Source organism: Microbacterium sp. C23T (assembly GCF_053345975.1).
In genome coordinates this window covers 1-23346 of record NZ_JBKFBD010000029.1, presented here as the reverse complement: position 1 = coordinate 23346, position 23346 = coordinate 1, and the positions used below count along the sequence as shown (strand labels likewise).

Here is a 23346-nt window from a genome sequence, read left to right as displayed (position 1 = left end):
ACGTCGCCCGTCGGGACCGCCGCGCATTCGCGCGCTCGTTCGCGCTCAGCCGTTGAGCTCGTCCCGCAGAGCCCGGTTCTCGTCCTGGAGCTCGAGAACTCTGAGGATGCCCTCGAGATTGACCCCCTGCGCGCGCAATGCCGTGATTCGTCGCAGGCGCGTGAGGTCGTCGTCGCTGTACCGTCGCGTCCCGCCGTCGGTTCTCGACGGAGTGAGCAGCCCCCTGGTCTCGAAGAGTCGAAGGCTCGCCTCGGGCACACCGAGCAGGTCCGCGGTCACGGCGATGCCATAGAGCGGAGTCGAGGATGTGCGGTCGACCATTCTGAGAGTTTCCTTAAAGACCGTTGCAGCGAGTCTCGATTCGAGTTACAAAAAATCTACAGCAACGATCACAGATTATCTCCGTCTCATCGTGACGGCTTCGCCGCAATCGGGGGGAGCCGAGAAGGGGCTGATTTCGATGATGCTCGTGGCAGCGCGCGCGACCGCGCCGCAGGTGCACGAACCGGCAGACGCGCTCTGCGCCGACCAGCAGTGGATCGATGAGGAGTTCTTCCGCATCATCCGCGGGTCCTTTCCCGCGCGAACCGCGACGCGGTCGACCACGCCTTCCCAGAGTGCAGACGTGATGCGCGCCGGCGTCGTGGCGGCCCGGCGCTTCCCTGCCGCTAAGACTCGCGCTGACCGCCCTCGAGTCCGCTCGCCTCCCCACGCCCACCCGCGCCTGCCACAGAAGGTCTGAAGATCGCCGAATGAGGAAGGAGAAGACCATGGCGATGACTTATGACCCGTTCACCGACTTCGACCGTCTCGCGGCATCTGTGCTGGATTCCGTCCGGACGCCCAGGCTGATGCCGGTGGATCTGTTCCGTGACGGCGACCAGTACGTCCTCCACGCCGATCTGCCGGGAATCGATCCCGGGTCGATCGACATCGACGTGGACGGTGGGCAGCTGTCGATCCGCGCCCAGCGCACCGCGGACACCCGCGAGGGCGTGCGATGGCTCGCACGGGAGCGCGGGGGGCAGACATTCCTGCGGCAGTTCGCGCTCGGTGACGGTGTCGACGTGGAGAAGATCACCGCCGCGTACGACAACGGGGTGCTCTCGGTCGTCATCCCCGTCAGCGAGCGGGCCAAGCCACGCAAGATCGAGGTGGGGGCCAGCGAGCGGACCCCGGCGATCACCACCTGACCCGAATGCGGTGCCGGCCGCACTCCCCGCTGCGGCCGGCACCGCCGCGAGACCTCTGGGAGCAACGATGAAGCCCTACGCAGGACCCCGCTTCGAGGCGACGCGGCTCGCCGAGGCCGAGTGGGTCGTCCACGACCGGGCGTACTCGGTGAACGACGCGCGCCGGGTGGTCGCCCACATCGGGCGGGCAGCCTCCGACGAGTACCAGGTGACGTGGGTGCGGAACCTGCCGCTCTCTCCCCGGTACCCCTCGATCCGCTCGGTACTCGACGACGTGATCGCCTGCACGCCTCACAACCGGAAGCCCGTGGACATCCCCCATCGCCCGCCTGCCCCGGCCGGCCTCGCAGCGGTGGTCTGACCGCCCGCGATCGCCGAGCAGGCTCGGCGAGGGAAGATCCGCGCGGTTCCGCCCGCTCACCGCCGGACGCGGTAGCCGAGATACACCGACCCGTTCGCGAAGCGGCGCTCGTCGATGAGTTCCAGGTCGAGACGCAGCCCCTCGTCGAGGAAGCGGATGCCGCCCCCCACGACCGCGGGCGCGATCACGGTGTGCACCTCATCGAGGATGCCGGCGCGCGCCGCCGCTGAGGCGAGCCGGCCGCCGCCGATCCCGATCGGGGTGGCGGAGGCATCCGTCATCCGCCTCACCTCATCAGGGTCGAACGATGTGCGCAGCTCGGTGCGGCGGGTCGTCACGTCGTCGAGCGTCGCGGAGTAGACGACCTTGTCGACGTCGCGCCACTGCAGCGCGAACTCACGCTCAGCGGGCGGAAGGTCGTCGAGCGGGAAGTCCTCCCAGGCCTTCATGACCTCGTAGACGCGACGCCCGTAGAGGTGGGTGCGCGCGGGCGCCATCAGGTCGTTGACGAAGGAGTGCACCTCGGCGTCGGGCGTGGCCCAGTCCCAGCGGCCGTCCGGACCGGCGATGTAGCCGTCGAGCGAGGCGGAGTTGAAGTAGATGAGCGAGCCCATGCGTCGGCACGCTACTCGGCACGCCGCTCGCGGGCCAGCGTCTTCACGTTGCCAGCGCGTCAGCCATCATCACTTGCGGTGAGGACGGTTGCGGGGGCTATTGTTTGTCGATAGGTACATACCGTTTATCGATAGGCAGACTCGCATGCAACGCACCACGATCGTCGTCCTGAAAGTCCTCATCGCGGCACTGCTCGCGCTGCTGCTGTGCTGCCAGGTGTTCGTGGTCCCGGCCGTCGCCGCGCAGTCGGCGGTGCGTTACTCCGAGATCTCGTACTTCGAGATCCCGGGCACGATCGTCGGCATCCTCTTCCTCCTGTGCGTGCAGGTGGTGCTCGTGTGTGTGTGGCGCCTGCTGTCGCTCGTCCGCGAAGACAGCATCTTCAGCGAGAGCGCCTTCCCCGACGTCGACGTCAGCCTGGCCGCGGTCGCGTTCGCGACGTTCCTGGTGCTGGTCGCGCTCATCGCACTGAGCCTCACGGGATTCATGACGCCATCCATCACCCTGCTCCTGCTGCTCGGCGTCGTGGTCGGCGCCGGCCTGTCGCTTTTGATCGTGGTGCTGCGGGGGCTGCTGCGGAAAGCCTCGCAGCTCGAGCACGACCTCTCGGAGGTGGTGTGATGCCGATCATCATCAACCTCGATGTGCAGCTGGCGAAGAAGAAGATGTCGGTCACCGACTTCGCCGCCGCGATCGACATCACCCCCGCGAACGTCTCGGTGCTGAAGAACGGGCGCGCGAAGGCGGTGCGGTTCACGACGCTCGACGCGATCTGCCGGGTGCTCGAGTGCCAGCCCGGCGACATCCTCGAGTGGGTGCCCGACGACCACCCGGCGGCGATCGCCGCCGCGGAGGGCGGGGCATGACCGCAGCGACGGCGGGGCGAAGGGCGGCGCCGGCGTGGAGCTCGACGGCGATCGCCGAGCTGCTCGACGTCGTGCGCTGCCCGGTGTGCGGCTCGGGCATCGTCGCCGAGCGGCGGTGCCCGGCCTGCGGCGCGGACTTCCGCGGCGCGATCGGCCGCGATCTGTGGGCGGCGTCGCAGGACGCCGTCGATGCGCTCAAGGCGCGACAGCTCGTTCTCGAGCGCGTGCCGATCGTCCCGGTCGAGGCACCGAGCGCCGCCGTCGCTGAGGAACCCGTCGTCGCCCACCACCCTCCGGCTGCGTCGGTGACGCCCTCGCCGGCGGCGGGGCCTTCCGCGACCGTGCAGTCCGTGCTCGCGGTCGCGGGAGCCGGGCTCGTCGCGGTGGCCGCGGTGGTGTTCACGTTCTTCAACCCCGACCTCGCCGACCCGCTGCCGCGCGCCGCGATCGTCGGCGCCCTCGCCGCGGCGTTCCTCGGCGGATCGGCGTTCCTCTCGCGCCGCGGCCTGCGCTTCTCCGCCGAGGCGATCGGCGCCCTCGGCGTGGTGTTCCTCGCCCTCACCATCGCGACCACGCTCGCGCTGCTTCCGTCCGGCCTGGACGGATGGGTCTTCACCTCCCTGACGACGCTCGTCGCCGGCGGTTCTCTCGCCGTGCTCGGCCCGCGCGCCGGCATCCGCGCGTGGCTATGGAGCGGCCTCGTGGCCCTGGCCTTCGTTCCCCTGATGCTCGGGTTCGCGACCCCCTCGGCACTCGCGACCACGGCCGGCTGCCTGGCCTCCGCCGCCGCGGCGAGCGCGCTGGTCGCCTTCGCGTCCCGCGGGTCGAGCGGCTTCGCGCGCCCGCTGACAGCGGAGACCGTGACCCTCACCGTCGTCCAGTTCGGCTTCGTGGCCGCCGCCCTCGCGACGGTATGGGGAACGGATGCCTCGACCGGCGTCTCCCCCGCGTATCTTGCGAGCGCGACTCTGGTCGCGATCGCCGCCCTTGCCGCAGTATCCGCGCGGCACCTCGCGGGAGCCCTGTGGAGCGGTGTCGCCGGAGCGGCGATCGTCGCCGCCGTGGCGGTGCTGCCCCTCGCCGCGACAGGTCTCGGCAACTGGCTCGCGGCGTTCCCGGTCGCCGCCGGCCTCGGGCTCGTCGTCGCGGGTGCACTCAGCCCCCTGCATCGCGTGGTCGCGCGCGGTGCCTTCTTCGCCGGAGCCGTCGCGATCGTCGCGGCCGCCGCCGTGATCCCGACGCTCACCGCCTTCCTGACGCTGGCGGGCGCCGTCGCCGGCCCGAGCACCGTCCTGTCGTCGGCGACCGGGCTCGGGCTCACCGCAGGGCTCGCTGCCCTGGCCCTGTCGCTCGCGTCGTTCGCGGCGATCACGACCCTGCACGGCGTCGCACTCACTGGTGCGGCCGGGGACGAGACATCCGTCGAACAGCGCCTCGTCACCGACCCCGTCGCCGAACCGATCGAGTCATGGCGGCCACCGGCCCTCGGGACCCGGTGGCTCGGATTCCTCGGCGCGTGGTACGCCGTGCTCGCGTTCCTCACGGTGCTCGCGCTGCCGAACCTCGAGGTGTGGGCGCGCATCGCGATCGGGCTCGTCGCGGCGGCCGTGGCCGGTGCGGTCTCGACGACGTGGCTGCGGGATGCCTCAGCCGCGGTCCGCATGCCGCTCGTGGTGGGCGCGCACGCGGCCGTCGCCTTCGCCGCGGTGCTGTCGTGGCGCGATGACGACCTCACGGTGTGGGCGGGCGCCGCCGTCGTCGCCACCCTCGGCGTGCTCGCACTCACGGTGCCGCGCGCGGCACGGTTCGTGCACGTGGGAGTCGGATTCGCCTACGCGCTGGTGGTGCTCGCGACCGCGCTCGCCCGTGCGGGCGCCGACCCGCTCGTGGTGGTCTGCCTCACCACCTGCGCCGCCGGCGCGGTCGCCATCGGGGTCACGTTCGCCCGCCGGGTTCCGTCGCGCGAGTGGTACGCCGTGCTCGTCGTGACCGCCGTTCCCTTCGCCGTCGGCGTGCTGCAGGTGGTGTTCGAGCGCAGCGGCTGGACCGCCCTGTCGACCGCGGTGATCTTCTGCCTCGCCCTCACACTCGTCACGACGACGCGACCTGGGCTCGGCATCGTCGTGCGCACGCTCGCCGCGGCGACCCTCGTGCCCGCCGTCGCGGTGGTCGCGGTGTGCCTCGGCGCGCAGCTGCTGCCGATGAGCGGCTCGCCGATCGTGCTCCCCGTCGTCGCGGCTGTCGTCGCCGGCGTGCTGGCGTCGGCGGACCTTCTCGCCGCCGCCCTCTCGCGACGCCTGCCGGCGGCACACGTGCGGGCCGCAGGGCTCGCGGTCGAGGCATCCGCTCTCCTCACGGCCGTGATCGCCGTCGGGCTCTCCCTCGTCCGCACGTCGGCGGGGCTGCCGACCACGCTGCTCGTGCTCGTGATCCTGGGCATCGGGTTCGCCGCGACCGCCCTCTTCTCGCCGCGCCGCTACGCGTGGCCGCTCGCGGGTGCGGCGTTCACGGGTGCCCTGTGGAGTGCGTGGGGCATCGTCGGCGTCACGGGCCTCGAGCCCTACCTGCTGCCGCCGGCCCTGGGCGTGGCGATCGTCGCGGCCTGGCTGACCGCGCGCGGGCGGCCGGCCGTCGGCCTGTACTCCGTGGGCCTGGCCGTCGCGGTGGTCCCGGTGCTGATCGCGCTCGCGCTGGACGGCACGGATGCTGGGATGCCCGTGTTCGCGATGGATGCCGGTATCCCCGCCCGGGCCGCCGCGCTCGTGGGTGCGGCCTGGGCGTTGGTGGCAGCATCCGTCATCGTGTCCCGTGTGTCCGCGCCACGTGTGCGCCGCCTGCGACTGCTGCGGGCGCCGACGCTCGCGGTCGCGATCACCGCGGCCGCCGCCGCTGCCGTGCAGGGAGTGCGGTGGGGCACGGGGCTCGACGCCGCACCCACGGATCCGCTGATCGTCGCGGCGCTCGCGTTCGGACTCGTCGGTGCCGGGGCAGCGGCGTGCGCCGCGCGATTGCTCCACGTCGGGGCGACACCGGACACGCTGCTCTCCCGGACGCGCTGGCTCGGCGCGCCCGCCGTGCTGATCCTCGGGGTCGCGGCGTGGCCGGCGATCGAGCGGGACTGGTCCGTCATCTGGACGATGTGGGCGCTGCTGCTGGCGCTGCTCACGCTCATGGTGGCCGTCGCCGCGCGCGGCCTTCGGGCGCCGACCGCGCTGCCACCGGTGTGGTTCCTGTTCGCGGTGTCGTTCACGACCGCGGTGGTCGCGTGGAGTCCTCGCGACCTGCGCGTCGAGTGGTTCTCGCTGCCGCTCGGGCTCTTCCTCCTCGCGGCCGGGGCGCTCGCGCTGCGCCATCCCGCACCGTTCGCGCCCACGCGGTCGTTCGAGGCGTGGCCCGCCGGCTGGACCGGATCGTGGCCGCTCCTCGCACCCGGGCTCGTGACGATGCTCAGCGCGTCGGTCGCGGCGACCTACACCGACCCGCGGACGTGGCGCGCGATCCTCGTGATGGCGATCGCCCTGGTCGGGATCCTGGTGGGCGCCACCCGGCGCCTCGCCGCGCCGTTCCTCATCGGGATCGTCGTTCTGCCGGTCGAGAACGTGCTGGCGTTCATGGTGCAGATCGGCCGCGGCATCGAAGCGATGCCGTGGTGGATCACACTGTCGGTGGTGGGAGCAGTGCTGCTCATCATCGCCGTCGGCTACGAACGGCGGGCCGGCGACGGCACCGGGCTCGCGGCCCGACTGCGCGACCTCGCCTGAGCGGGCGGCTCAGGACCCGAAGGTGACGTCGACCTGTATCTCGGTCGCGAGCCGCTCGAGCTCCTGGGTGAGGGCGGCGAGATCGACGGATGCCGGGATCCGGGCCGTCACCGTCGCCTCGAACAGCCGGCCGCCGTACATGGCCGCCTCACGCGTCTCGGTGGTCATGCGGTCGATGCTGATGTCGTGGGAGCGCAGGACCGTCGTCATCTCCCTGACGATGCCCGGATGGTCGTTGCCGATCACCTGGAGGGTGAGCGGACGCATGGCGGCAGCCTCCGCGGAGGGCTCGGAGCCGGTGCTGACCGTGACGGAGAGCAGCCCGTCGAGCACCGACAGGGACTCACGGAGCTCGTCCGCACGTGCCGGGACGACGGAGACCTCGACGACCCCGGCGAACACCCCCGACAGCTCGGCGAGCTGGCTGTTCTCCCAGTTGCCGCCGTGGCGGTCGACCACATCGGCGACAGCCGCGACGAGACCGGCCCGATCGCCTCCGACGAGCGTGAGCACGAGGATCGTCATGGCTCACAGCGTACCCACCGGGCGACGGCAGGTTCAGTCGGATCGCTCGGCGAGCATCGAGGTCATGCGCGAGATCTCGATGCGCTGGTCGGAGTCGAAGTGGTTGGCGAGCTGCGCGAGCTCCGCCTCCGCACCGTCGGCACTGCCGAAGAGCTCCGTGATCATGACGAGCGCGCCCTGGTGGTGCTGGATCATCGACTGCAGGAACAGCGTGTCGAAGTCCTCCCCCTCCGCAGCCTCGAGAGCTTCCATCTGCTCGGGGCTCAGCATCCCGGGCATGAGCGTGTGCTCGTCGTGCGCAGCATCCGGATCCCGCACCGGCTCGCCGCGGTTCTGCAGCCACGTCTCGAGCTGGACCATCTCGTCTTCCTGGCTGATCCGCATGCGCTCCGCGAGGAGACGGATGTCGCGGTCAGAGGTGCGGTCCTCGACGTAACCCGTCATCTCCAGCGCCTGTGCGTGGTGGTGCAGCATGTCGCGGACGAAGACGACGTCCGTCTGGGTGTGCGCTTCGGGCGTCACCTCGAGTTGCTCGCCCGGCGCGAGCGTGCGGCCCTCCTCGCCGGGAGCGCCCAGTTGGACGACGGGGGCGGTCGAGGTCGGGCGAGGTTCGGGCGGCGTCGCGGTGCATCCGGTGAGTGCGAGCGCGATCACGAGCACAACGCTCACCCGAGCGACGACTGGGGTCACAGAACGCTCCTCCGACACCGATGGCGGGAACCGAAGTGCCCGAATCGATCCTAGCCAGGAGACGGAGAGAACCGATAGATTCCGAGCATCGGCCTCCCCCAGGGCCTGGTTCGGGCACGCTGTCGTGCGCGGGCTCCTGCCGGAGGCATCCGTTTCCAGCGCAGTGAGAGGGGCACGTCCGATGAAGAACTCCCGATCCGCGCGATGGCGCAGACACACGCTCGCCGCAGCAGGAGCCCTCCTGCTCGGTGCATCGGTGCTGACCGCCACCGCCGCCTCCGCCGAGAGCGACCCCCGCGAGGGCGCCCCTCCCGGCTACCTCGATGCCACAGAGATCACGAGCAACATCGAACTGCTCGCGAGCCTCCCGCGCGTGGCGCCATTCGACGCCGCTCCCGGCAACTTCGGCTTCGTCAACTCCGACCTCGCCTTCACCGGCGACAACGCCATCGTCGGCAACTTCAACGGTTTCCAGGTGTACGACGTCTCGGATCCTGCCGCTCCCACGCTGCGCGCGTCGTTCGTGTGCCCCGGCGGCCAGGGTGACGTCTCGGTGTACGGGAACCTCCTGTTCATGTCGGTCGAAGAGACGCGCGGCCGCATCGACTGCGGCACCCAGGGCGCGGGCGGCGCCGTGAACGCCGAGCGGTTCCGCGGCGTGCGCATCTTCGACATCACCGACATCGACCACCCGGTGCAGCTGCCCGGCGTGCAGACGTGCCGCGGCTCGCACACGCACACCCTGGTCACCGACCCCGATGACCCGGCGAACATCTACATCTACAACTCGGGGACCTCGGGCGTCCGCCCGGCCGCCGAGCTCGCCGGCTGCGAGAACGTCTCGTCGAACACGCAGAACCCTGTCACGACGGGCAACCCCACGCAGTGGCGCATCGACGTCATCAAGGTGCCGCTGGCGGCACCGCAGACGGCGTCGGTCGTGAGTCAGCCGCGCATCTTCACCGATCCAGTGACGGGCGCCTACAACGGCCTGCAGAACACCCTGTCGGGCACGCTGCACCCGTCGGGCGCCGCGTACAGCCCGGTGCCGAACACGAACACGTGCCACGACATCACGGCGTACCCCGAGATCGGCCTGGCCGCCGGCGCCTGCCAGGGCAACGGCATCCTGCTCGACATCTCGGATCCGGCGAACCCGGTGCGACTGGACGCGGTCTCCGACCCGAACTTCTCGTACTGGCACTCGGCGACGTTCAACAACGACGGCACGAAGGTGATCTTCACCGACGAGTGGGGCGGCGGCACGTCGGCCCGCTGCCGCGCGACGGACAAGCCGGAGTGGGGCGCCGATGCCCTGTTCGACATCGTCGGGGGCAAGCTGCAGTTCGCGAGCTATTACAAGCTGCCCGCGGTGCAGACGGTCCAGGAGAACTGCGTCGCCCACAACGGATCAATCGTGCCCGTGCCCGGTCGTGACGTGATGGTGCAGGCCTGGTACCAGGGCGGGTTGTCGGTGATCGACTTCACCGACACCAAGAACCCGAAGGAGATCGCGTATCTCGACCGGGGCCCGATCAACACGCCGAACCCGAACGGGCTCAACCTGGGCGGCTACTGGTCGACGTACTGGTACAACGGCAACGTCCTCGGCAGTGAGATCGCGCGCGGCTTCGAGACGCTCGGCCTCACGCCGAGCCAGTGGATGTCGGCCAACGAGATCGAGGCCGCCGGAGAGATCCAGCAGGCCGAGTTCAACGCCCAGCTGCAGACGAAGCTCGAACATGCGCCGAGCTTCGCGGTGGTGGGGGCGTACGTCGATCAGGCGGAGCGCGCCGGGTCGCTGACGCCGAAGGCGATCCAGCAGGTGCGCAAGCACCTGGCGGAGGCCGAGGTGCTCTCGGGCGACGGCAGCGCGAACCGCGCGGTCGCCGCGCAGCTCGACAACGCCGCTCGCAAGTCGGGCGCCGCGCCCGGCTCCGACGTGGCCGAGTCGATCGCCGCCCTGAGGGCGCTGTACAGCTGACACGACGCCGGTCGCAGCGTCGGTGCCCGGCGGTCTTCGGACCGTCGGGCACCGGTCGATCCGGGATGCTCGGCCGACGTGGCCGGCGTCGCGGTCTCAGCGCGGCACGAGCTCGGACGTCACCGGGAACGGCAGTCGGAAGCGTTCGGGATCGGCGCCGACAGCGGACGCCGCGCCGTACTCGTCCGCGACCACCGTGACGCCGCGGACGCTCGCCTCGGCGATCCGCACCGGTCGCTCGGTGCCGTCCGGGAGGCGAAGGGTCCACCGGTCGGCGAGGTAGCCGATGCCGAGCTCCTCGAGCATCTCCTCGGCGGCGAGCCACTCGAGGTCGGCGACGCCTTCGGGCGTGCGCTCGCGACCGAGCAGGTCGAAGACGCGGAAGCCGTCGCCGGAGGCGAGCATCCATCCCAGGATCTCGCCGTCGGCGCGACGGTGTTCGATCCAGTCCGCAGGCAGCACGGGACACGAGCGTACCGACACCGACGCCGGGAGGCGACGCGGATCGTCCACAACCCGCGTCACGGTCGGGCCGCGGGTCGCGGCATCCGGGTAGCATCCCCTCAGAGATCGCACGTGGGGATGCGCGGTCCGGATGCGGGGAGTCTCATGGCCACCTTCGGCACACCTCCCGCCCGACGGCCGTCGGCGCGGGTGCGACGCCGGCGCCTGTTCGCGGGCATCGCCGGCGCTGTGGTGCTGCTCGCCGTCATCGGCGGCACGGTCGCGGCGATCGGCTTCGCGCGTGCGGGCGCCGACGATCAGGGGACGGATGCTGCGCCCCGCGCGACCGAGTCGCCCACGCCCACGCCGACCCCGACGCCGCTGACGCCCGAGGAGCAGCTGCTCGCGTCCACCACCGACCCTGCTGCGTGCGCGGTGAGCTTCACGGGTGACGGCATCGCCGATGCGCCCATGCTGCAGACGCAGGGCGCGCTGTACACAGGCTTGCCGATCCCGTCGCGCGACGGGCTCGTGTTCGCCGGCTGGTACGCGACGCCGGCGGATGCCGCGGCGTTCGCGATCCCCGGACGCGTGAACGGTTCTGAACCCGTCGCCTGCACCGACCAGCGCATGACGCTGTACGGCGCGTGGATGAGCCCCGAGCAGAACGCGGCCGAGGACGCCCGCATCCCGATCCTCATGTACCACCAGTTCACCGCGAATCCCGGCGGTGAAAGCGGCTGGCTGCGCGGCAACTACGCCTACATCGGCGACTTCGACGCGCACATGAACCACATCGCGACGACGGGCTTCTACCTGCCCACGTGGGACGAGCTGTCGGCTTTCATCGACGGCCGCCTCTTCCTGCCGAACCACTCGGTGATCGTCACCGACGACGACGCCGACCAGACCTGGTTCGACCTCGCGGCGCCGGTGGTCGACAAGTACAAGGTGCTCACCACGTCGTTCATGATCACGGCCTACCGGCAGGATCCGCCCCCGAACGTCTACGTGCTGCGGCGCTCGCACACGCACGACATGCACCGCGCGGGGGCGAACGGCGACGGGCTCATCACGAACCTCTCGGTGCCCGAGATCGTGGCCGACATGGAGGCGTCGTACGGCGTGCTGGGGGTCAAGGAGATCATGGCGTACCCCTTCGGCCACTACAACGACACCGCGAAGGAAGGCCTGCGCCAGGCGGGCTGGGAGATGGCCCGCACCATCGAACCCGGCTATGTCACGATCGGCACCGACAAGCTCGCGCTGCCGACGGTGCGCATCAATTACGGCATGGGACTGGACGCGTTGATCAACCTCATCGGGTGACGCCTGCGAGCCGCGCCTGGGTCCCCCTTATCGGTTTCCCTTAAGGTGTGTCAAGTTTTCTGAGGCAACCTCTTCCGGTCGTCGCCCCGCGGGCGTACAGTGTCATCGCGCGGGGGGCGCAGTACCCGAACTGAGGTCCCCTTCGACCCGACAACCCGGCCGGGTCTGCGCACTGGGGTTGGTCTGTTCGACGCTGTTGTCGCGCCGTCCGACTGGGGAAGTACATGTCTACTAAGGACGCGTCGTCGTGCGCGCGGTGGACCGCGGTCTGAAGCCGACCGCGACCAACGCGGCGCCCACGGGCGCCGGAGGAGTGACCCGAACGCTCCTCCGACGTCCACCCCTCACGCGCCCGATTTTCGACGTGCTTCCCGACGCGATCGCCCCTCGCGTACAGCCGTCGCTGGAGCGCCGCCATCTGTGGGAGCGGCGCTACCGGCGACGGTTGGTCGCGACCGATGCGGCCTGCGTCACCGCGGCCGCGATCGCCGCGATGGTCTTCGAAACGGGGCTCACCTCACCCCTCGCCGCGCTCGCGCAGCCGGCACGCATCGGAGTCTTCGTCGTGTGCGCCTGGATGGCTCTGCTGTGGCTCGCCCGCACGCGCGAGCCGTCCGTGCTCGGCGCGGGGGCGGCGGAGTACATGCGCCTCGGGCATGCGACGGGATTCGCCTTCGGCATCCTGTCGACCGTGTTCATCCTCGCCCAGCTGCCCGGACTGCGCGCACAGCTCATCGTCGCACTGCCGTGCGGGCTCGTCGCCCTCGTCCTCACCCGCCGACTCTGGCGCAAGTGGCTGATCCACGAGCGCGAACGCGGCGAGTGCGTCTCGCGCGTCATCGTGGCCGGTACCCGCGACGACGTGGAGTACGTCATCGACAAGCTCACACACGACCCTCACCACGCCTACATGGTCATCGGTGCGACGACGACGGATGGGGTGTTCGAGCCTATCGACATCGAGGACCACCACTACCCGGTGATCGGGTCGATCCGCCTCACCGCGCGGTATGGACGCGAGGCCGGCGCGGACGCCATCGTCGTCGCCAGCACGCCCGAGAACGACCGCGACTTCGTGCGACGACTGGGGTGGGAGCTGGAGGGCAGCGCGGCCGAGCTCGTGCTGTGCAACAGACTCACCGACGTGGCAGGCCCTCGACTGTCGTTGCGGCCGCTCGACGGGCTGCCCCTCGTGCAGGTGAAGATCCCCGAGTTCGAGGGCGGGATCCACGCCATCAAGCGGGGAATGGACGTCGTGCTGTCGCTCCTGGCCCTGCTGCCGATCGTGATCATCGCGCCGTTCGTCGCCATCGCCATCAAACTCGACTCCCGTGGGCCGGTGCTGTTCCACCAGTTGCGGGTGGGTCGCGACGGCCGCCAGTTCTGGATGCTGAAGTTTCGCACGATGGTCGCGGACGCCGAGTTGAGGCGCACCGAACTGGCCTCGCACGACGAAGGCGCAGGTCCGCTCTTCAAGATGAAGAGCGACCCCCGCGTCACCCGCGTGGGCGCTGTGCTGAGGAGGTTCTCCATCGACGAGCTGCCGCAGTTCGTGAACGTGCTGCGCGGCGACATGAGCATCGTCGGACCGCGTCCGCCGCTTCCTTCCGAGGTGACCTCCTACGACGGCACCGTGTACCGCCGCCTGTACATCAAGCCCGGGATCACGGGCCTCTGGCAGATCAGCGGCCGCAGCGATCTGTCGTGGGACGACAGCGTGCGGCTCGACCTGCGCTACGTCGAGAACTGGTCGATCGCGACCGACCTGATGATCATGTGGCGCACCGCACACGTCATGATCGCCCCCAAGGGGGCCTACTGATGCCCCCTCTCGAGACTTGGCCGGCGACAACGGCGTCGCCGGCCGCCAAGAACCGGATCCGCGGTCACACGCCGGTCGCTCCCCGCCGGGTGTACCCCGGCGATTCGACGCGCAACGGCGGCCCGTCCCCCCAAACGGGCGTGGCCGCGGGTCCCTGGGGCGCCGGAAGGAATTCATTCCCGCACCGGAATATATGGGGGAAGTTCTGAAGGGCTGACGCCTCGGGCTCCTTCGCCTCGCCTACGCCCAGACGACCTGCACGTCGGAGAATTCGACGGCCTGTTCCGTCTTGTAGTCCTTGAACAGGCGGAGCCATGGCCCCGCCGATGCGGGGAGCGGTGCGACGATCGGGTCGCCGTCGCGCGCGGTCACGCGGATCTCATCGTCACCGACGTCGATCCGGAGGTGCACGGCGGTACCTGCGGCGGGTGCATCGACGGAGCCTGAGGCTGCCGGATCTCCCGTGACCCCCTTCTCGTACGGGACGATGTCGATCGAGCCGTCGACGTCCAGCGTCAGCTGACAGCCGGTGGCGTCGCCCCGCTGGCCCTGTCCCCCCGGACCGTCGCCGCTCAAGGCGAACATCACGCCCGCGGTCCCTTTCGGCGGAACGGCCTCCGGCCACGCGATCGTCACGTCCAGACGGCGGAGCCGTCTGGACATGGCAGCGAGCGAACCCATCAGGTAACTGGTCGCCTCCGTGCCCTGAATGCGCAGGGACTTCCTCGACGGGACGAAGGTGGGCTGCGAGGACCAGCCGAGGGTATCGATCCCGGAAGGCAGATCGCCGGGCGCTCTCCGGCCGCTCGCGAAGGCGTCACGATCCGCGGGCCTCCCGTCGATGAGGTAAGCGACATTGGAGCACATGATCCCCGTGACGCCGAGGCCGGCGAGCCGCTCGACCTCATCGTGGAAGCGCACCTCCCAGCACATCACCGGAACGCCCGTGCCGACCACCTTCCGGATGAGCTCATCCGAAGACGAGGTGGGCACGCCGAGGATGTCGAATGTCGCCGCGAACTCGTCGAGCCGATCGAGCTGCTCCTCGTCGAAGTAGCCCCACGCCCGGTATCCCCTCTCCTTGGCAGCGCGCACCTGCGCGGCGGGCGCCCATTGCTTCCAGACGAAGCGCTCCGTGGGGCGCGCCTGGGTATCCAGGAGGTCGAGGATCGGCATCGTGTTGGTCCCCTGCTTGTCCTCGATGAAGACGAGCACATCCGGGCCGAGCTCCCGCAGGACGTCGTCGAGCCTTGACACCGGCTCCAGCGGGGTGTTGATGCCGAGCCAGCTCCGCGCGTCCACCTCGAGGGCGCTCACTGCGGCCCACGACATGTCGCCGATCGCTTCGTCGACGCCGAGGACGCGCTGGGCGGACAGGTCGTGATGACAGATGAGGACGCCGTCAGACGTGGAGCAGACCGAGATCTCCACCGCGTCGGCGCCGGCGAGTGAGGCGTTCCGATACGCCGTGAGGGTGTGCTCCGGCCAGTTGTCGCCGCTGCCGCGGTGGGCGACCGCGAACCTCGGCCGCGCGAGGAGCTCGGCGACGGAGGTGGGCGCCGGCGGGCGCGAAGGTGTGGGTGACGGTGTGGGGCTGGGCGACGGCGACGGGCTCGACGGCGCGGTGTTCGGGGTGGCCCGCGCCCCCGGCCGCGCCGTGCAGCCCGCGAGGACCACGGCGGACAGCCCCACGACGAGGAAGCCGCGGCGCGAGATCGGGGTCGGTGTCACTGCGTCTTCCCTGTTCCTCGTCGTCGCGGATGCCTCCTCCTGGAGGAGGCATCCACCCCCGACGATCTCCGCGGTCTACGGCACCGCCGTGTAGGTGAGGGTGAGGGTGGGGCGATACCCCGCGTTGGTCGCCTCGCGCGACCAGATCCGGACGTTGTCGGTCCCTGCGAGGCTCGACATGCGCAGCGTCACGGTCTGACCTGCCAGGCCGGCGAGGTCCGCGGCGCTGAGGGTCGCGGTGTAGGCGGTGCTGAGGGCGGATGCGCCGGACAGCTGGCCGATCGCCCCGGACGCGGTCTGCGTGATGCGGTTGTTCCAGGTCATCGTCGCCTCATCCCATGTGCCCGACATCAGGTGGAACACGTGGGTGTCGGCCGATGCGGCGGTGGCGTCGGTCGAGGTCCGCACCGCGAGCGAGACGGACGTCAGCTGCATCCCGGCAGGCGCCGCCGGGAGCGCGAAGGACATGAACGATTCGATCGCCGTGTTGAACCGCGACGACAGCTGGTTGGTCGTGCCGTACACGCCCGCGGCGTTGCTGGCGGCCACCATCGTGTCGGCACTGGTCACGACCGTCTGTACGACGGGCGGTACGGCCGGCGGTGTGATCGTGGCAGATGCCGCCGCCGAAGCCGCGCTCACGTTGCCCGCGGCATCGCGCGCGGTCACCTTGTAGTACCAGGTGCCCGTGGGGCGCCCGCTGTCACCGTAGGACGTCGTGGTCACATCGGCGAGCCGCGACGAGTCGTCGGCGGTGAAGCCGGCGGCGGTGCCTCGGTAGACCGTGTACCCGGTGACGCCGACGTTGTCGGTGGATGCGGTCCAGGTGACGGTGACATCGGCGTTGTTCGCGACGGACGTCGCCGGGCCTGCCGGCACCGAGGGCGCCTCGGTGTCCGGCCCCGCGACGGGTGTGAACGTCAGCTTCACCGACGGCCGATATGTCGCCGAGGTCGCTTCCGCCGACCACAGACGCACGTTGTCGCCGCCCGCGCTCGACATCCGCAGCGTCACCGTCTGGCCGAGCGCGGCCGCGAACGGCGCGGGGCTCAGTGCGACGGTGTACGGCGTGTTGAGCGCCGCCGCACCCGTGAGACTTCCGAGCACTCCCGTGGTCGTCGTCTGCGGACGGTTGTTCCAGTTGACCGCAGCCTCGGTCCAGGCTCCCGACACGAGCCGGAAGTCGTGGGCGTCCGCGGACGCGGCGGTGCTGTCCGTCGAGGTGCGCACCGAGATGGCCACGCCGGTGAGCTGGGTGCCCGCAGGGGCCGCCGGCAGCGGCACGGCGAGGAACGATTCGATCGTCCCGCCGGTCCCACGGGACGACAGCTGGTTCGACGTGCCATAGAGAGTGGTGGGAGACGACTGCGCGACCATGGCGTCATCCGTGATCGGCACGGTGATCTCCACGGGCGTGCCGCCGTTGGCGAGGATGGTGGCGAAGGCGCTCGCCGAGGCGGCGCTCACGTTGTTCTCCGCGTCCCTCGCCGTCACCTTGTAGTACCAGACGCCCTGCGTCCGGCCGGTGTCGGTGTACGACGGCGCCGTCACGTCCGCGATCTTCGAGGTCGCGTCGGCCGTGAAGCCGGCGGTCGTCCCCCGGTAGACCGCGTAGCCGGTGACCGCGGTGTTGTCCGTCGAAGGCGACCATGTCACGGTCACGTCCGCGTTGTTCGCGACGGAGGTCGCGAGCCCGGTCGGCACGGTCGGCGCCTGGGTGTCGGGACCGGAGACGGGCGTGAACGTCAGCCGCAGCGACGGACGGTAGGCAGCCGACGTCGCCTCCGCCGACCATAGGCGCACGTTGTCACCGGTGGTGCCCGACATCCGCAGCGTCACGGTCTGTCCGAGGAAAGCGGTCAGCCCGTTCGCGCCGAGCGCGACGGTGTAGGGCGCATTGAGCGCTGTCGCACCCGTCAGGGTACCGAGCACGCCGGTCGCGGTCGCCGTCGGGCGGTTGTTCCAGTTGACGGCGTCCTCGCTCCACGCGCCCGTGACGAGCCCGAACTGCGGCGAGTCGGTCGTGGCGGCGGTGCTGTCGTTCGATGTGCGGACGGACAGCACCGCACTCGTGAGGACCGTCCCCGCGGGCGCCGCCGGGAGTTGCAGCCGGATGAACGACTCGATCGTGCCGCCCGTGCCGCGCGCCGACAGCTGGTTGGACGAGCCGTACAGCGTCGTCGGAGCGGACTGCGCCACCATCGCGTCCTCGGTGGGCGTGAGAGTCACGTCGACGGGTTGCGACGGCGGCTGGACGGTCACCGACGCAGACGACGCGGTGCTGATGTTGCCCGCGGCATCCTGCGCCGTCACCTTGTAGTACCAAGTGCCGGCGGCGCGGCCGGTGTCGACGTGTCCCGGTGTCGTGACTTCGGCGATGCGGTTGCCCGCGCCCGGCGTGAAGTCCGACGCGAGGCTCCGGTACAGGACGTAGGAGGTGACGCCGCGGTCGTCGGTCGAGGCATCCCACGAGAGCGTGACGTTGGTTCCGGTCGAGAGCGTCGCGGTGAAGTTCCCGGGCGCGCTCGGAGCGGTCACATCCGGCGGGACGATCGTCACCACGGCGGTCTCCGACGCCGGGCTCGCGTTGCCCGCCGCATCACGTGCGATGACGCGGTAGTACTTCGCGCCCGCGGAGAGGCCGCTCTCGCTGAACGACGTGCCGCCGACCGTCCCGACGAGCGTTCCGTCGACGATCGCGAAGCCCGAGGTCGGGCCACGGTACACCGCATACTCGGTCACGTCGACGTTGTCGGCGGAGGGCGCCCACGTGACGGTCACGCCGTCCGCCCCCATCTGGACAGCCGCCGCGCTGGCGGGTGCGGTGGGTGCGTCGATATCCGTGACGTCGAGCTGCTTCGCGTCCGACGGCGCGCTCTCGTTCTCCGCGGCGTCCACCGCGACAACCCGGTAGTAATAGGTGCCGATGGCCGGGGCCACCTCGTGATACGAGGTCGTCGCGGTCGCCGTGAGGAACGAATCCGCGTCGGCCACGAAGTCGACTGCCGTCCCCCGGTAGACGCGGTACTCGAGCACGCGGGTGTTGTCCGTCGACGCCGTCCACGACACGTCCACGCCACCGGCGCCGTGTGTCGCGGTGAGCCCGGTCGGGCTGCTCGGCGGGGCGACGTCCTGCACCCCGAGCGCATAGTGCCGCGCGATCTCGGTGGCGGTCAGCCCCGAGCTGTAGAGCGAGAACTCGTCGAGCGCCCCACGGAAGTAGGAGTTCGATGTGGCGCTCGGCCAGTTGCTGAGGTTGCCCCCGCCGATGCGCCAGTACCCGTTGGAGGTCTCGGCTCCCGTGGTGGTGCTCTGCGCGACGAGCGCGCCGTCCACGTAGAGCTTGCGGCCGGACGAATCCAGGACGCCCACCGCCTGGTGCCACCGGCCGTCGGCGTAGCCGAGCGGGCTGGAGACGACCACGTTGGTGGAGCCGACCCGCGAGCCGAAGACGAGGTTGCCGCCCGAGGTCATGTACAGGTGCTTGTCGTAGCTCGTGCCGTTGCCGGTCTGCACGTTCTCGAACCCGAACAGCTTGCCGCCGGGGGTCGTGGTGTTGAACCAGATCTCACCCGTGAAGGTCGTCGTCGGGGTGAGCGAGGCCTGGGTCGCGACGGTGCCCAGGTTGGTGCCGGGAGTCGTCACCGCCGTGTTGCCGGGGATGATGCCGGGCTGGCCCTTGGTGACACCCGTCCGGTACGCGCCGGGGTAGGTGCCGAAGCGCGCGGAATCGGCGGCGGTCGTTGCCGATGATGCCTCGCCGAGGCGCCAGAAGAGCGTCGGGTCGGCGGCGAAGACGCGTGTGCCGTAGGCGTCTGCCGGCGCCTGGTTGAGGCCCAGGTTTCGGCCCGCGGCCTGATAGTGATCCGCCACGGCGCCTGCGCTGAGCGCGGTCGAGTAGACGGCCGCCTCGTCGATCAGGCCCGAGAAGAAGTTGCTCGTCGGGCGGTTCGGCCAACTGGAGAGGTTGTCCCCGCCCACGTGCCACACGCCCCAATACGCCTGAGCGACCGTGTTCGTGTTCTGTGCGACGCGGACGCCGTCGACGTAGAGCGCCATGCCGCCGGAGCCTTGCGTGCCGACGATGTGGTGCCACGAACCGTCGTTCAACGCCCCGGGCGAGGTCAGCGTGACCGTCGAGCCCGTGTAGGCCCCGAACAACACGCGGCCGGTGTTGGTCATATAGAGATGCCGGTCGTAGCTGCCGCTGAGCACCGTCGCACCGGTGTCGGTGCGTGGACGCCCGCTTCCGAAGCCGATGATCTTCCCACCGCGGGTGGTCGTCGTCTTGATCCAGGTCTCGACGCTGTACGTCGTCGGCGCCGGGGCGAGGCCCTGGTGCCAGACGTAGTCGTCGGAACCGTCGAAGAGGAGTGATCCGCTCGGGTCGCCGGTGACGGGGGCGTCGGTCGAGCGGGTCGCACCGTTCTCGAGGATGCCTGCCTGCCGGTTGGTGTTCGAGGTCGAAGCGGAGCCGTCCTGCAGCCACGACCCCACGGCATCCCCCGGCCAGTAGATGGCCGGCGAACCCGCACGGACGGCTGCCGCGTAACCGGCCGCCGGAGTGCTCGCTGTGACGGAGACCACCGGTGAGAGCCCCGAAGTGTTCGTGCCGTCGGTGGCTCGGACCCGGTACGTGTAGGTCGTCCCCGCGACGACGTCGGTGTCGACGAAGGTCACCTGCGGCCGGTTCCACCACACGGACGACGCCGTGCCGCTCCAGATGGGGGTGGACGAGTTGTTGCGGAACACCCGATACGTCAGGTCGGAGTCATCGTCGTCGACCGACGTCCGGATGCGCACCTCGATGGGTCCGGTGCTCTGTGCGACCGCGGCAACGGTCGGCACCGGCGGGTTGCCCGTGTCGGTGGTGCCGAAGCGTGTGAGGTGGTCCTGCGGATCGCCGTTGATGATCGTGAAGTCGCCGCCGCTCCACATGTACCGCTGCCCGTTGGTCCTGCCGGTCGCGATGACGAGCGCGCGAGGACCGATGCCCTCACCGATGCCGTCGCTGCCCTTGGGATCCCAGGCGAAGTGCGATCCGTCGACGGCGCTCTGCGCGAGGAAGTAGTGGCGCGAACCGTCCTGCTGGGCGTGGATCGAATCGCAGTTGTGGCCGTGACTCACCGAGTAGAGGGTGTTCTGGTCCTGCAGCGTCATCTGGGTGGCGCCCAGGCATGTGTCGCGCCAGACCTGATCGCCCGTGGCCCACGAGAACGCCGCGCGGCCGTCGAAGACCCCGCCGCCGGTGCCCTCGTTCGAGATGTAGAACTTGCCGTCGTCGCCGCTGAAGATGTGCTTGGTCACCGACGTGTTCGGGATGAAGCCGGACGGGTACGTGCGGACATTGGCGCCGGTCACCGCGTCGACGATCGCGATCGAGTGCGAGAACGCGCCGTTGACGTTGGAGAAGTCCCCGCCGATCGCGACCTTCGAGCCGTCGGGTGAGACGCCGATGCCGCGGCCGGTGTCGTCGGCGTTCGCCGTCCAGGGGAGGAGGGCGCCTGTCGTCACATCGACGGCGGCGAATCGCTGACGCGGCTCTCCGCCCACCGTGAGGAACATGCCGCCGAAGTACATCGTCGTGCCCTTCACGGCGATCGTGTGCACGATCGACGAGATGGTCGGCAGACGGAGACTCATGACCGTGCAGGTGCGCACGTCGATCTGGGCGATGCGGCCCGTCGAGACACCGCCGACGTTCGAGAAGTTGCCGCCGATGTAGACGCTGTTGCCGTCGGGCGCCGTGGTGGCCGCGTAGATCGCCGGGGTCCCGCCGATCAGCGAGAGGCTCAGCTGGCAGCTGTCGGGGTTGCCCGTCTCGGCGTCGAGGATCGCCAGGCCGTTCGCGGCGACGGGCGTGCCCGATCCGCCTTCCGGCGGGCGGAGCTCGCTGAACGTGCCGCCGGCCACGACCCTGCCGGCCGATTGCGCGAGCGCGTACACCGTTCCGTCGGTCTGCCAGGTCGGCAGATCATCGGCGCTGAACCCGACGCCCGGCGACAGCGCCGAGGCTCGTTCGGGCGGTGTGACGGCCACGAAGCCGACGACGAGCGCCACTGCTGCAACAACACTTACCCAGATTCGTGAGACCACAGGTCACACCCCCAACGCCCACGGTCGGGTCCGCGGGCCTCCCAGTAGCACCGCCGGGTTCCCTGTCGCGGGCTCTGACACTCTCCCCAAAGAGTGCGGCACTCGGCATTCGGGACGATGCTACGCACACTGTACAACGCAGTCCGCGCTTTGTCTCCCCAGGATTTGTATTCCAGTACCCGCCTGTGATATGCGCCATTCATCCCTGGTGGAGAAGGTGAACAGGGCGGGACCGAACGGCGTATTCCGCGCGACGCCGTCGCGCTGTATGGTGTGGCCGAAGACATGCACCCCCTGCCGTGAGGCGAGGGGCTGTCGGTCGACGAACCCGAAACCGTCGACCGGCTCACCCGACGGTCGACGAACCCGAAACCGACGACCGGCGGAGCCGAGATCCACGGTCGGCGTGCCCGGAATCGAGGGGTCGAGGCAGGACTGCGCTCAAGAGCGCTCTCCGGGAGATGCGTCGCGACGACGACGTCGCGCGCATGCTGGGAGGACAGATGGCTGGGCAACCGACGGTTCTGAAGCGGCGGCGAGCCCCGCGGGTGCTGTTCATCGGGATCAACTACGCACCCGAACCCACCGGGATCGCGCCTTACACCGCCGGCATGGCACAGGCCCTTGCTGGACGCGGCTGGCAGGTGGGCGTCATCACCACCCACCCGCACTACCCGTGGTGGAAGATCCAGGACGGCTTCGGCGGCTGGACCCGCGTCGAGAAGCAGGATCGCGTCGACGTCACGCGCCTGAGTCACTACGTGCCCCACCGCCACACCATGGCGGATCGGGCACTCTCCGAGCTGACGTTCGGTGTGCGGGCCGACTTCGCCCATTGGCAGCATCCGGATGCCGTCGTCCTGGTCAGCCCGGCGATGATCTCCTCGCGGATGGCCGCCGCCCGGGCCGCACTGTCGGGCATCCCGACGATCGTCTGGATCCAGGACATCTACACTCTCGGTGCCCGTGAGACGGGCGCGGTGTCCCGGCGTGCGGAGGCGATCGCGGCGCTCGAGCGCGGGCTTGTGAGATCAGCCGACCGGGTCGTGGTGATCCACGACCGGTTCCGCCGTGTCCTGCGTGAGGAACTGTCCGTCACCACACCCGTCGACGTCGTGCGGAACTGGTCGCACGTGAGAACCGATGACCGCGGACGCGACGACGTCCTCCGCGGAGAGCTCGGCTGGGCGGCGGACGACATCGTCGTGCTGCACGCCGGCAACATCGGCGCCAAGCAGGGGCTGGAGAACGTGGTCCATGCCGCCCGCGAGGCCGATCGCCGCGGATCGCACGTGAAGTTCGTGCTCCTGGGCGATGGGAATCAGCGGCCGGCCCTCGAGGCGATGGGCGGGTGCGCGCGACTGCAGTTCCTCGATCCGCTGCCCGACGGTCTCTTCGAGCGCGCCCTGGCTTCCGCCGACATCCTTCTCGTCAACGAGCTCCCGGGGCTCACCGAGATGGCCGTCCCCAGCAAGCTGACGACGTACTTCGCGACAGGACTTCCGGTGATCGCGGCCGTCGACTCGTCGAGCATCACGCATGACGAGGTCTGCGCCGCGGGCGCCGGGCCCTGCGTTCCGGCCGGCGACCCCGGCGCCCTGGTCGACGCGGCCGAGCGGCTGGCAGCGGATCCCGACGCGGCCCACCTGTTCGGCGAGGCGGGCCGGACGTTCCGGGATCTGCATCTCGATGTCCAGGCCTCGGTGGCCTCCTTCGAGACGACGCTGAAGGCGGCGATGGCCTCCGGCCGGCGCGCGCCGGTCCCCGCGCTCGCCGCCTCGGTGAGTCGGGGGATCGGGCGGATCATCCACCACGGATCGATCGAGACCGCCACGACGCGCCGCCCGCTCGCGGGCGGGCACCGCCACCCCTGACGCGCAGGGCGGGGGGCCGGGCGGGGGGGGCGGGGGGGCCCCCCCGCCGGGCGCC

General features: G+C 70.3%; 16 protein-coding genes. 9 read left to right on the top strand and 7 right to left on the bottom strand.

All coding sequences use genetic code 11. From position 1 onward, the window contains the following. Nucleotides 1–45: 45 nt before the first annotated feature. Entirely contained in the window at nucleotides 46–321 is a 276-nt protein-coding gene (locus ACLBXX_RS15895) for a MerR family transcriptional regulator (RefSeq protein ID WP_447658829.1), read from the bottom strand. A 449-nt stretch (nucleotides 322–770) separates the two neighbouring features. On the opposite strand from ACLBXX_RS15895, the gene ACLBXX_RS15890 reads away from it, so the two are divergent. Both ACLBXX_RS15890 and ACLBXX_RS15885 read left to right on the top strand, forming a co-directional pair. Further along, nucleotides 771–1193, top strand: coding sequence for an Hsp20/alpha crystallin family protein (locus tag ACLBXX_RS15890; RefSeq protein ID WP_447658828.1), 423 nt, complete (start codon nucleotides 771–773; stop codon nucleotides 1191–1193). Nucleotides 1194–1260: 67 nt separating this feature from the next. Further along, on the top strand, nucleotides 1261–1554 hold the full coding sequence (locus ACLBXX_RS15885; protein WP_447658827.1) for a hypothetical protein: 294 nt from the start codon (nucleotides 1261–1263) through the stop codon (nucleotides 1552–1554). A 56-nt stretch (nucleotides 1555–1610) separates the two neighbouring features. Here the strand turns inward: ACLBXX_RS15885 and ACLBXX_RS15880 are convergent, their stop codons facing one another. Continuing rightward, the gene (locus ACLBXX_RS15880) at nucleotides 1611–2168 is read right to left on the bottom strand and encodes a dihydrofolate reductase family protein (RefSeq protein WP_447658826.1); all 558 of its coding nucleotides are present in this window, start codon (nucleotides 2166–2168) and stop codon (nucleotides 1611–1613) included. 145 nt (nucleotides 2169–2313) lie between these two features. Here ACLBXX_RS15880 and ACLBXX_RS15875 point away from each other — a divergent pair, with 145 nt between their 5' ends. Genes ACLBXX_RS15875 through ACLBXX_RS15865 form a run of 3 tightly spaced genes read left to right on the top strand, consistent with a single transcriptional unit; the run spans nucleotide 2314 to nucleotide 6796 of the window. Continuing rightward, the gene (locus tag ACLBXX_RS15875; protein WP_387147706.1) at nucleotides 2314–2790 is read left to right on the top strand and encodes a DUF2975 domain-containing protein; all 477 of its coding nucleotides are present in this window, start codon (nucleotides 2314–2316) and stop codon (nucleotides 2788–2790) included. After that, entirely contained in the window at nucleotides 2790–3035 is a 246-nt protein-coding gene (locus ACLBXX_RS15870) for a helix-turn-helix domain-containing protein (protein ID WP_447658825.1), read from the top strand. The genes ACLBXX_RS15875 and ACLBXX_RS15870 overlap by 1 nt, the downstream gene beginning before the upstream one ends. Beyond that, a complete protein-coding gene (locus ACLBXX_RS15865) occupies nucleotides 3032–6796 on the top strand; it encodes an SCO7613 C-terminal domain-containing membrane protein (protein ID WP_447658824.1) in 3765 nt (1254 codons plus the stop codon). The genes ACLBXX_RS15870 and ACLBXX_RS15865 overlap by 4 nt, the downstream gene beginning before the upstream one ends. Before the next feature lie 9 nt (nucleotides 6797–6805). On the opposite strand, the gene ACLBXX_RS15860 is transcribed toward ACLBXX_RS15865, so the two are convergent. After that, nucleotides 6806–7321, bottom strand: a complete 516-nt coding sequence (locus ACLBXX_RS15860; RefSeq protein WP_387147700.1) for a glycine cleavage system protein R — start codon at nucleotides 7319–7321, stop codon at nucleotides 6806–6808. 33 nt (nucleotides 7322–7354) lie between these two features. After that, complete coding sequence (locus tag ACLBXX_RS15855; protein ID WP_447658823.1) at nucleotides 7355–8011, bottom strand: DUF305 domain-containing protein; 657 nt, start codon at nucleotides 8009–8011, stop codon at nucleotides 7355–7357. A gap of 181 nt (nucleotides 8012–8192) precedes the next feature. Here ACLBXX_RS15855 and ACLBXX_RS15850 point away from each other — a divergent pair, with 181 nt between their 5' ends. Then, nucleotides 8193–9995: an LVIVD repeat-containing protein gene (locus ACLBXX_RS15850; protein WP_447658822.1), complete on the top strand. Its 1803-nt coding sequence runs from the start codon at nucleotides 8193–8195 to the stop codon at nucleotides 9993–9995. 96 nt (nucleotides 9996–10091) lie between these two features. On the opposite strand, the gene ACLBXX_RS15845 is transcribed toward ACLBXX_RS15850, so the two are convergent. Beyond that, the gene (locus ACLBXX_RS15845) at nucleotides 10092–10457 is read right to left on the bottom strand and encodes a hypothetical protein (RefSeq protein WP_447658821.1); all 366 of its coding nucleotides are present in this window, start codon (nucleotides 10455–10457) and stop codon (nucleotides 10092–10094) included. Nucleotides 10458–10604: 147 nt separating this feature from the next. Between ACLBXX_RS15845 and ACLBXX_RS15840 the strand changes: the two genes are divergently transcribed. Both ACLBXX_RS15840 and ACLBXX_RS15835 read left to right on the top strand, forming a co-directional pair. Further along, a complete protein-coding gene (locus tag ACLBXX_RS15840; RefSeq protein ID WP_447658820.1) occupies nucleotides 10605–11768 on the top strand; it encodes a polysaccharide deacetylase family protein in 1164 nt (387 codons plus the stop codon). Between the two features lie 364 nt (nucleotides 11769–12132). Further along, entirely contained in the window at nucleotides 12133–13590 is a 1458-nt protein-coding gene (locus ACLBXX_RS15835; RefSeq protein WP_447658819.1) for a sugar transferase, read from the top strand. A 240-nt stretch (nucleotides 13591–13830) separates the two neighbouring features. Here ACLBXX_RS15835 and ACLBXX_RS15830 read toward each other — a convergent pair whose 3' ends face one another. Beyond that, complete coding sequence (locus ACLBXX_RS15830) at nucleotides 13831–15321, bottom strand: glycerophosphodiester phosphodiesterase (RefSeq protein WP_447658818.1); 1491 nt, start codon at nucleotides 15319–15321, stop codon at nucleotides 13831–13833. Nucleotides 15322–15396: 75 nt separating this feature from the next. Continuing rightward, nucleotides 15397–21381 (bottom strand): CBM96 family carbohydrate-binding protein, encoded by a 5985-nt coding sequence (locus tag ACLBXX_RS15825; protein WP_447658817.1) that lies wholly within the window; start codon nucleotides 21379–21381, stop codon nucleotides 15397–15399. 539 nt (nucleotides 21382–21920) lie between these two features. Here ACLBXX_RS15825 and ACLBXX_RS15820 point away from each other — a divergent pair. Continuing rightward, entirely contained in the window at nucleotides 21921–23291 is a 1371-nt protein-coding gene (locus ACLBXX_RS15820) for a glycosyltransferase (protein ID WP_447658816.1), read from the top strand. Nucleotides 23292–23346 lie beyond the last annotated feature (55 nt).

What these genes read in the sequence shown, in the direction of transcription:
- ACLBXX_RS15895 (WP_447658829.1), bottom strand. Translation starts at nt 321, where the DNA reads ATGGTCGACCGCACATCCTCGACTCCGCTCTATGGCATCGCCGTGACC.
- ACLBXX_RS15890 (WP_447658828.1), top strand. Translation starts at nt 771, where the DNA reads ATGGCGATGACTTATGACCCGTTCACCGACTTCGACCGTCTCGCGGCA.
- ACLBXX_RS15885 (WP_447658827.1), top strand. Translation starts at nt 1,261, where the DNA reads ATGAAGCCCTACGCAGGACCCCGCTTCGAGGCGACGCGGCTCGCCGAG.
- ACLBXX_RS15880 (WP_447658826.1), bottom strand. Translation starts at nt 2,168, where the DNA reads ATGGGCTCGCTCATCTACTTCAACTCCGCCTCGCTCGACGGCTACATC.
- ACLBXX_RS15875 (WP_387147706.1), top strand. Translation starts at nt 2,314, where the DNA reads ATGCAACGCACCACGATCGTCGTCCTGAAAGTCCTCATCGCGGCACTG.
- ACLBXX_RS15870 (WP_447658825.1), top strand. Translation starts at nt 2,790, where the DNA reads ATGCCGATCATCATCAACCTCGATGTGCAGCTGGCGAAGAAGAAGATG.
- ACLBXX_RS15865 (WP_447658824.1), top strand. Translation starts at nt 3,032, where the DNA reads ATGACCGCAGCGACGGCGGGGCGAAGGGCGGCGCCGGCGTGGAGCTCG.
- ACLBXX_RS15860 (WP_387147700.1), bottom strand. Translation starts at nt 7,321, where the DNA reads ATGACGATCCTCGTGCTCACGCTCGTCGGAGGCGATCGGGCCGGTCTC.
- ACLBXX_RS15850 (WP_447658822.1), top strand. Translation starts at nt 8,193, where the DNA reads ATGAAGAACTCCCGATCCGCGCGATGGCGCAGACACACGCTCGCCGCA.
- ACLBXX_RS15840 (WP_447658820.1), top strand. Translation starts at nt 10,605, where the DNA reads ATGGCCACCTTCGGCACACCTCCCGCCCGACGGCCGTCGGCGCGGGTG.
- ACLBXX_RS15820 (WP_447658816.1), top strand. Translation starts at nt 21,921, where the DNA reads ATGGCTGGGCAACCGACGGTTCTGAAGCGGCGGCGAGCCCCGCGGGTG.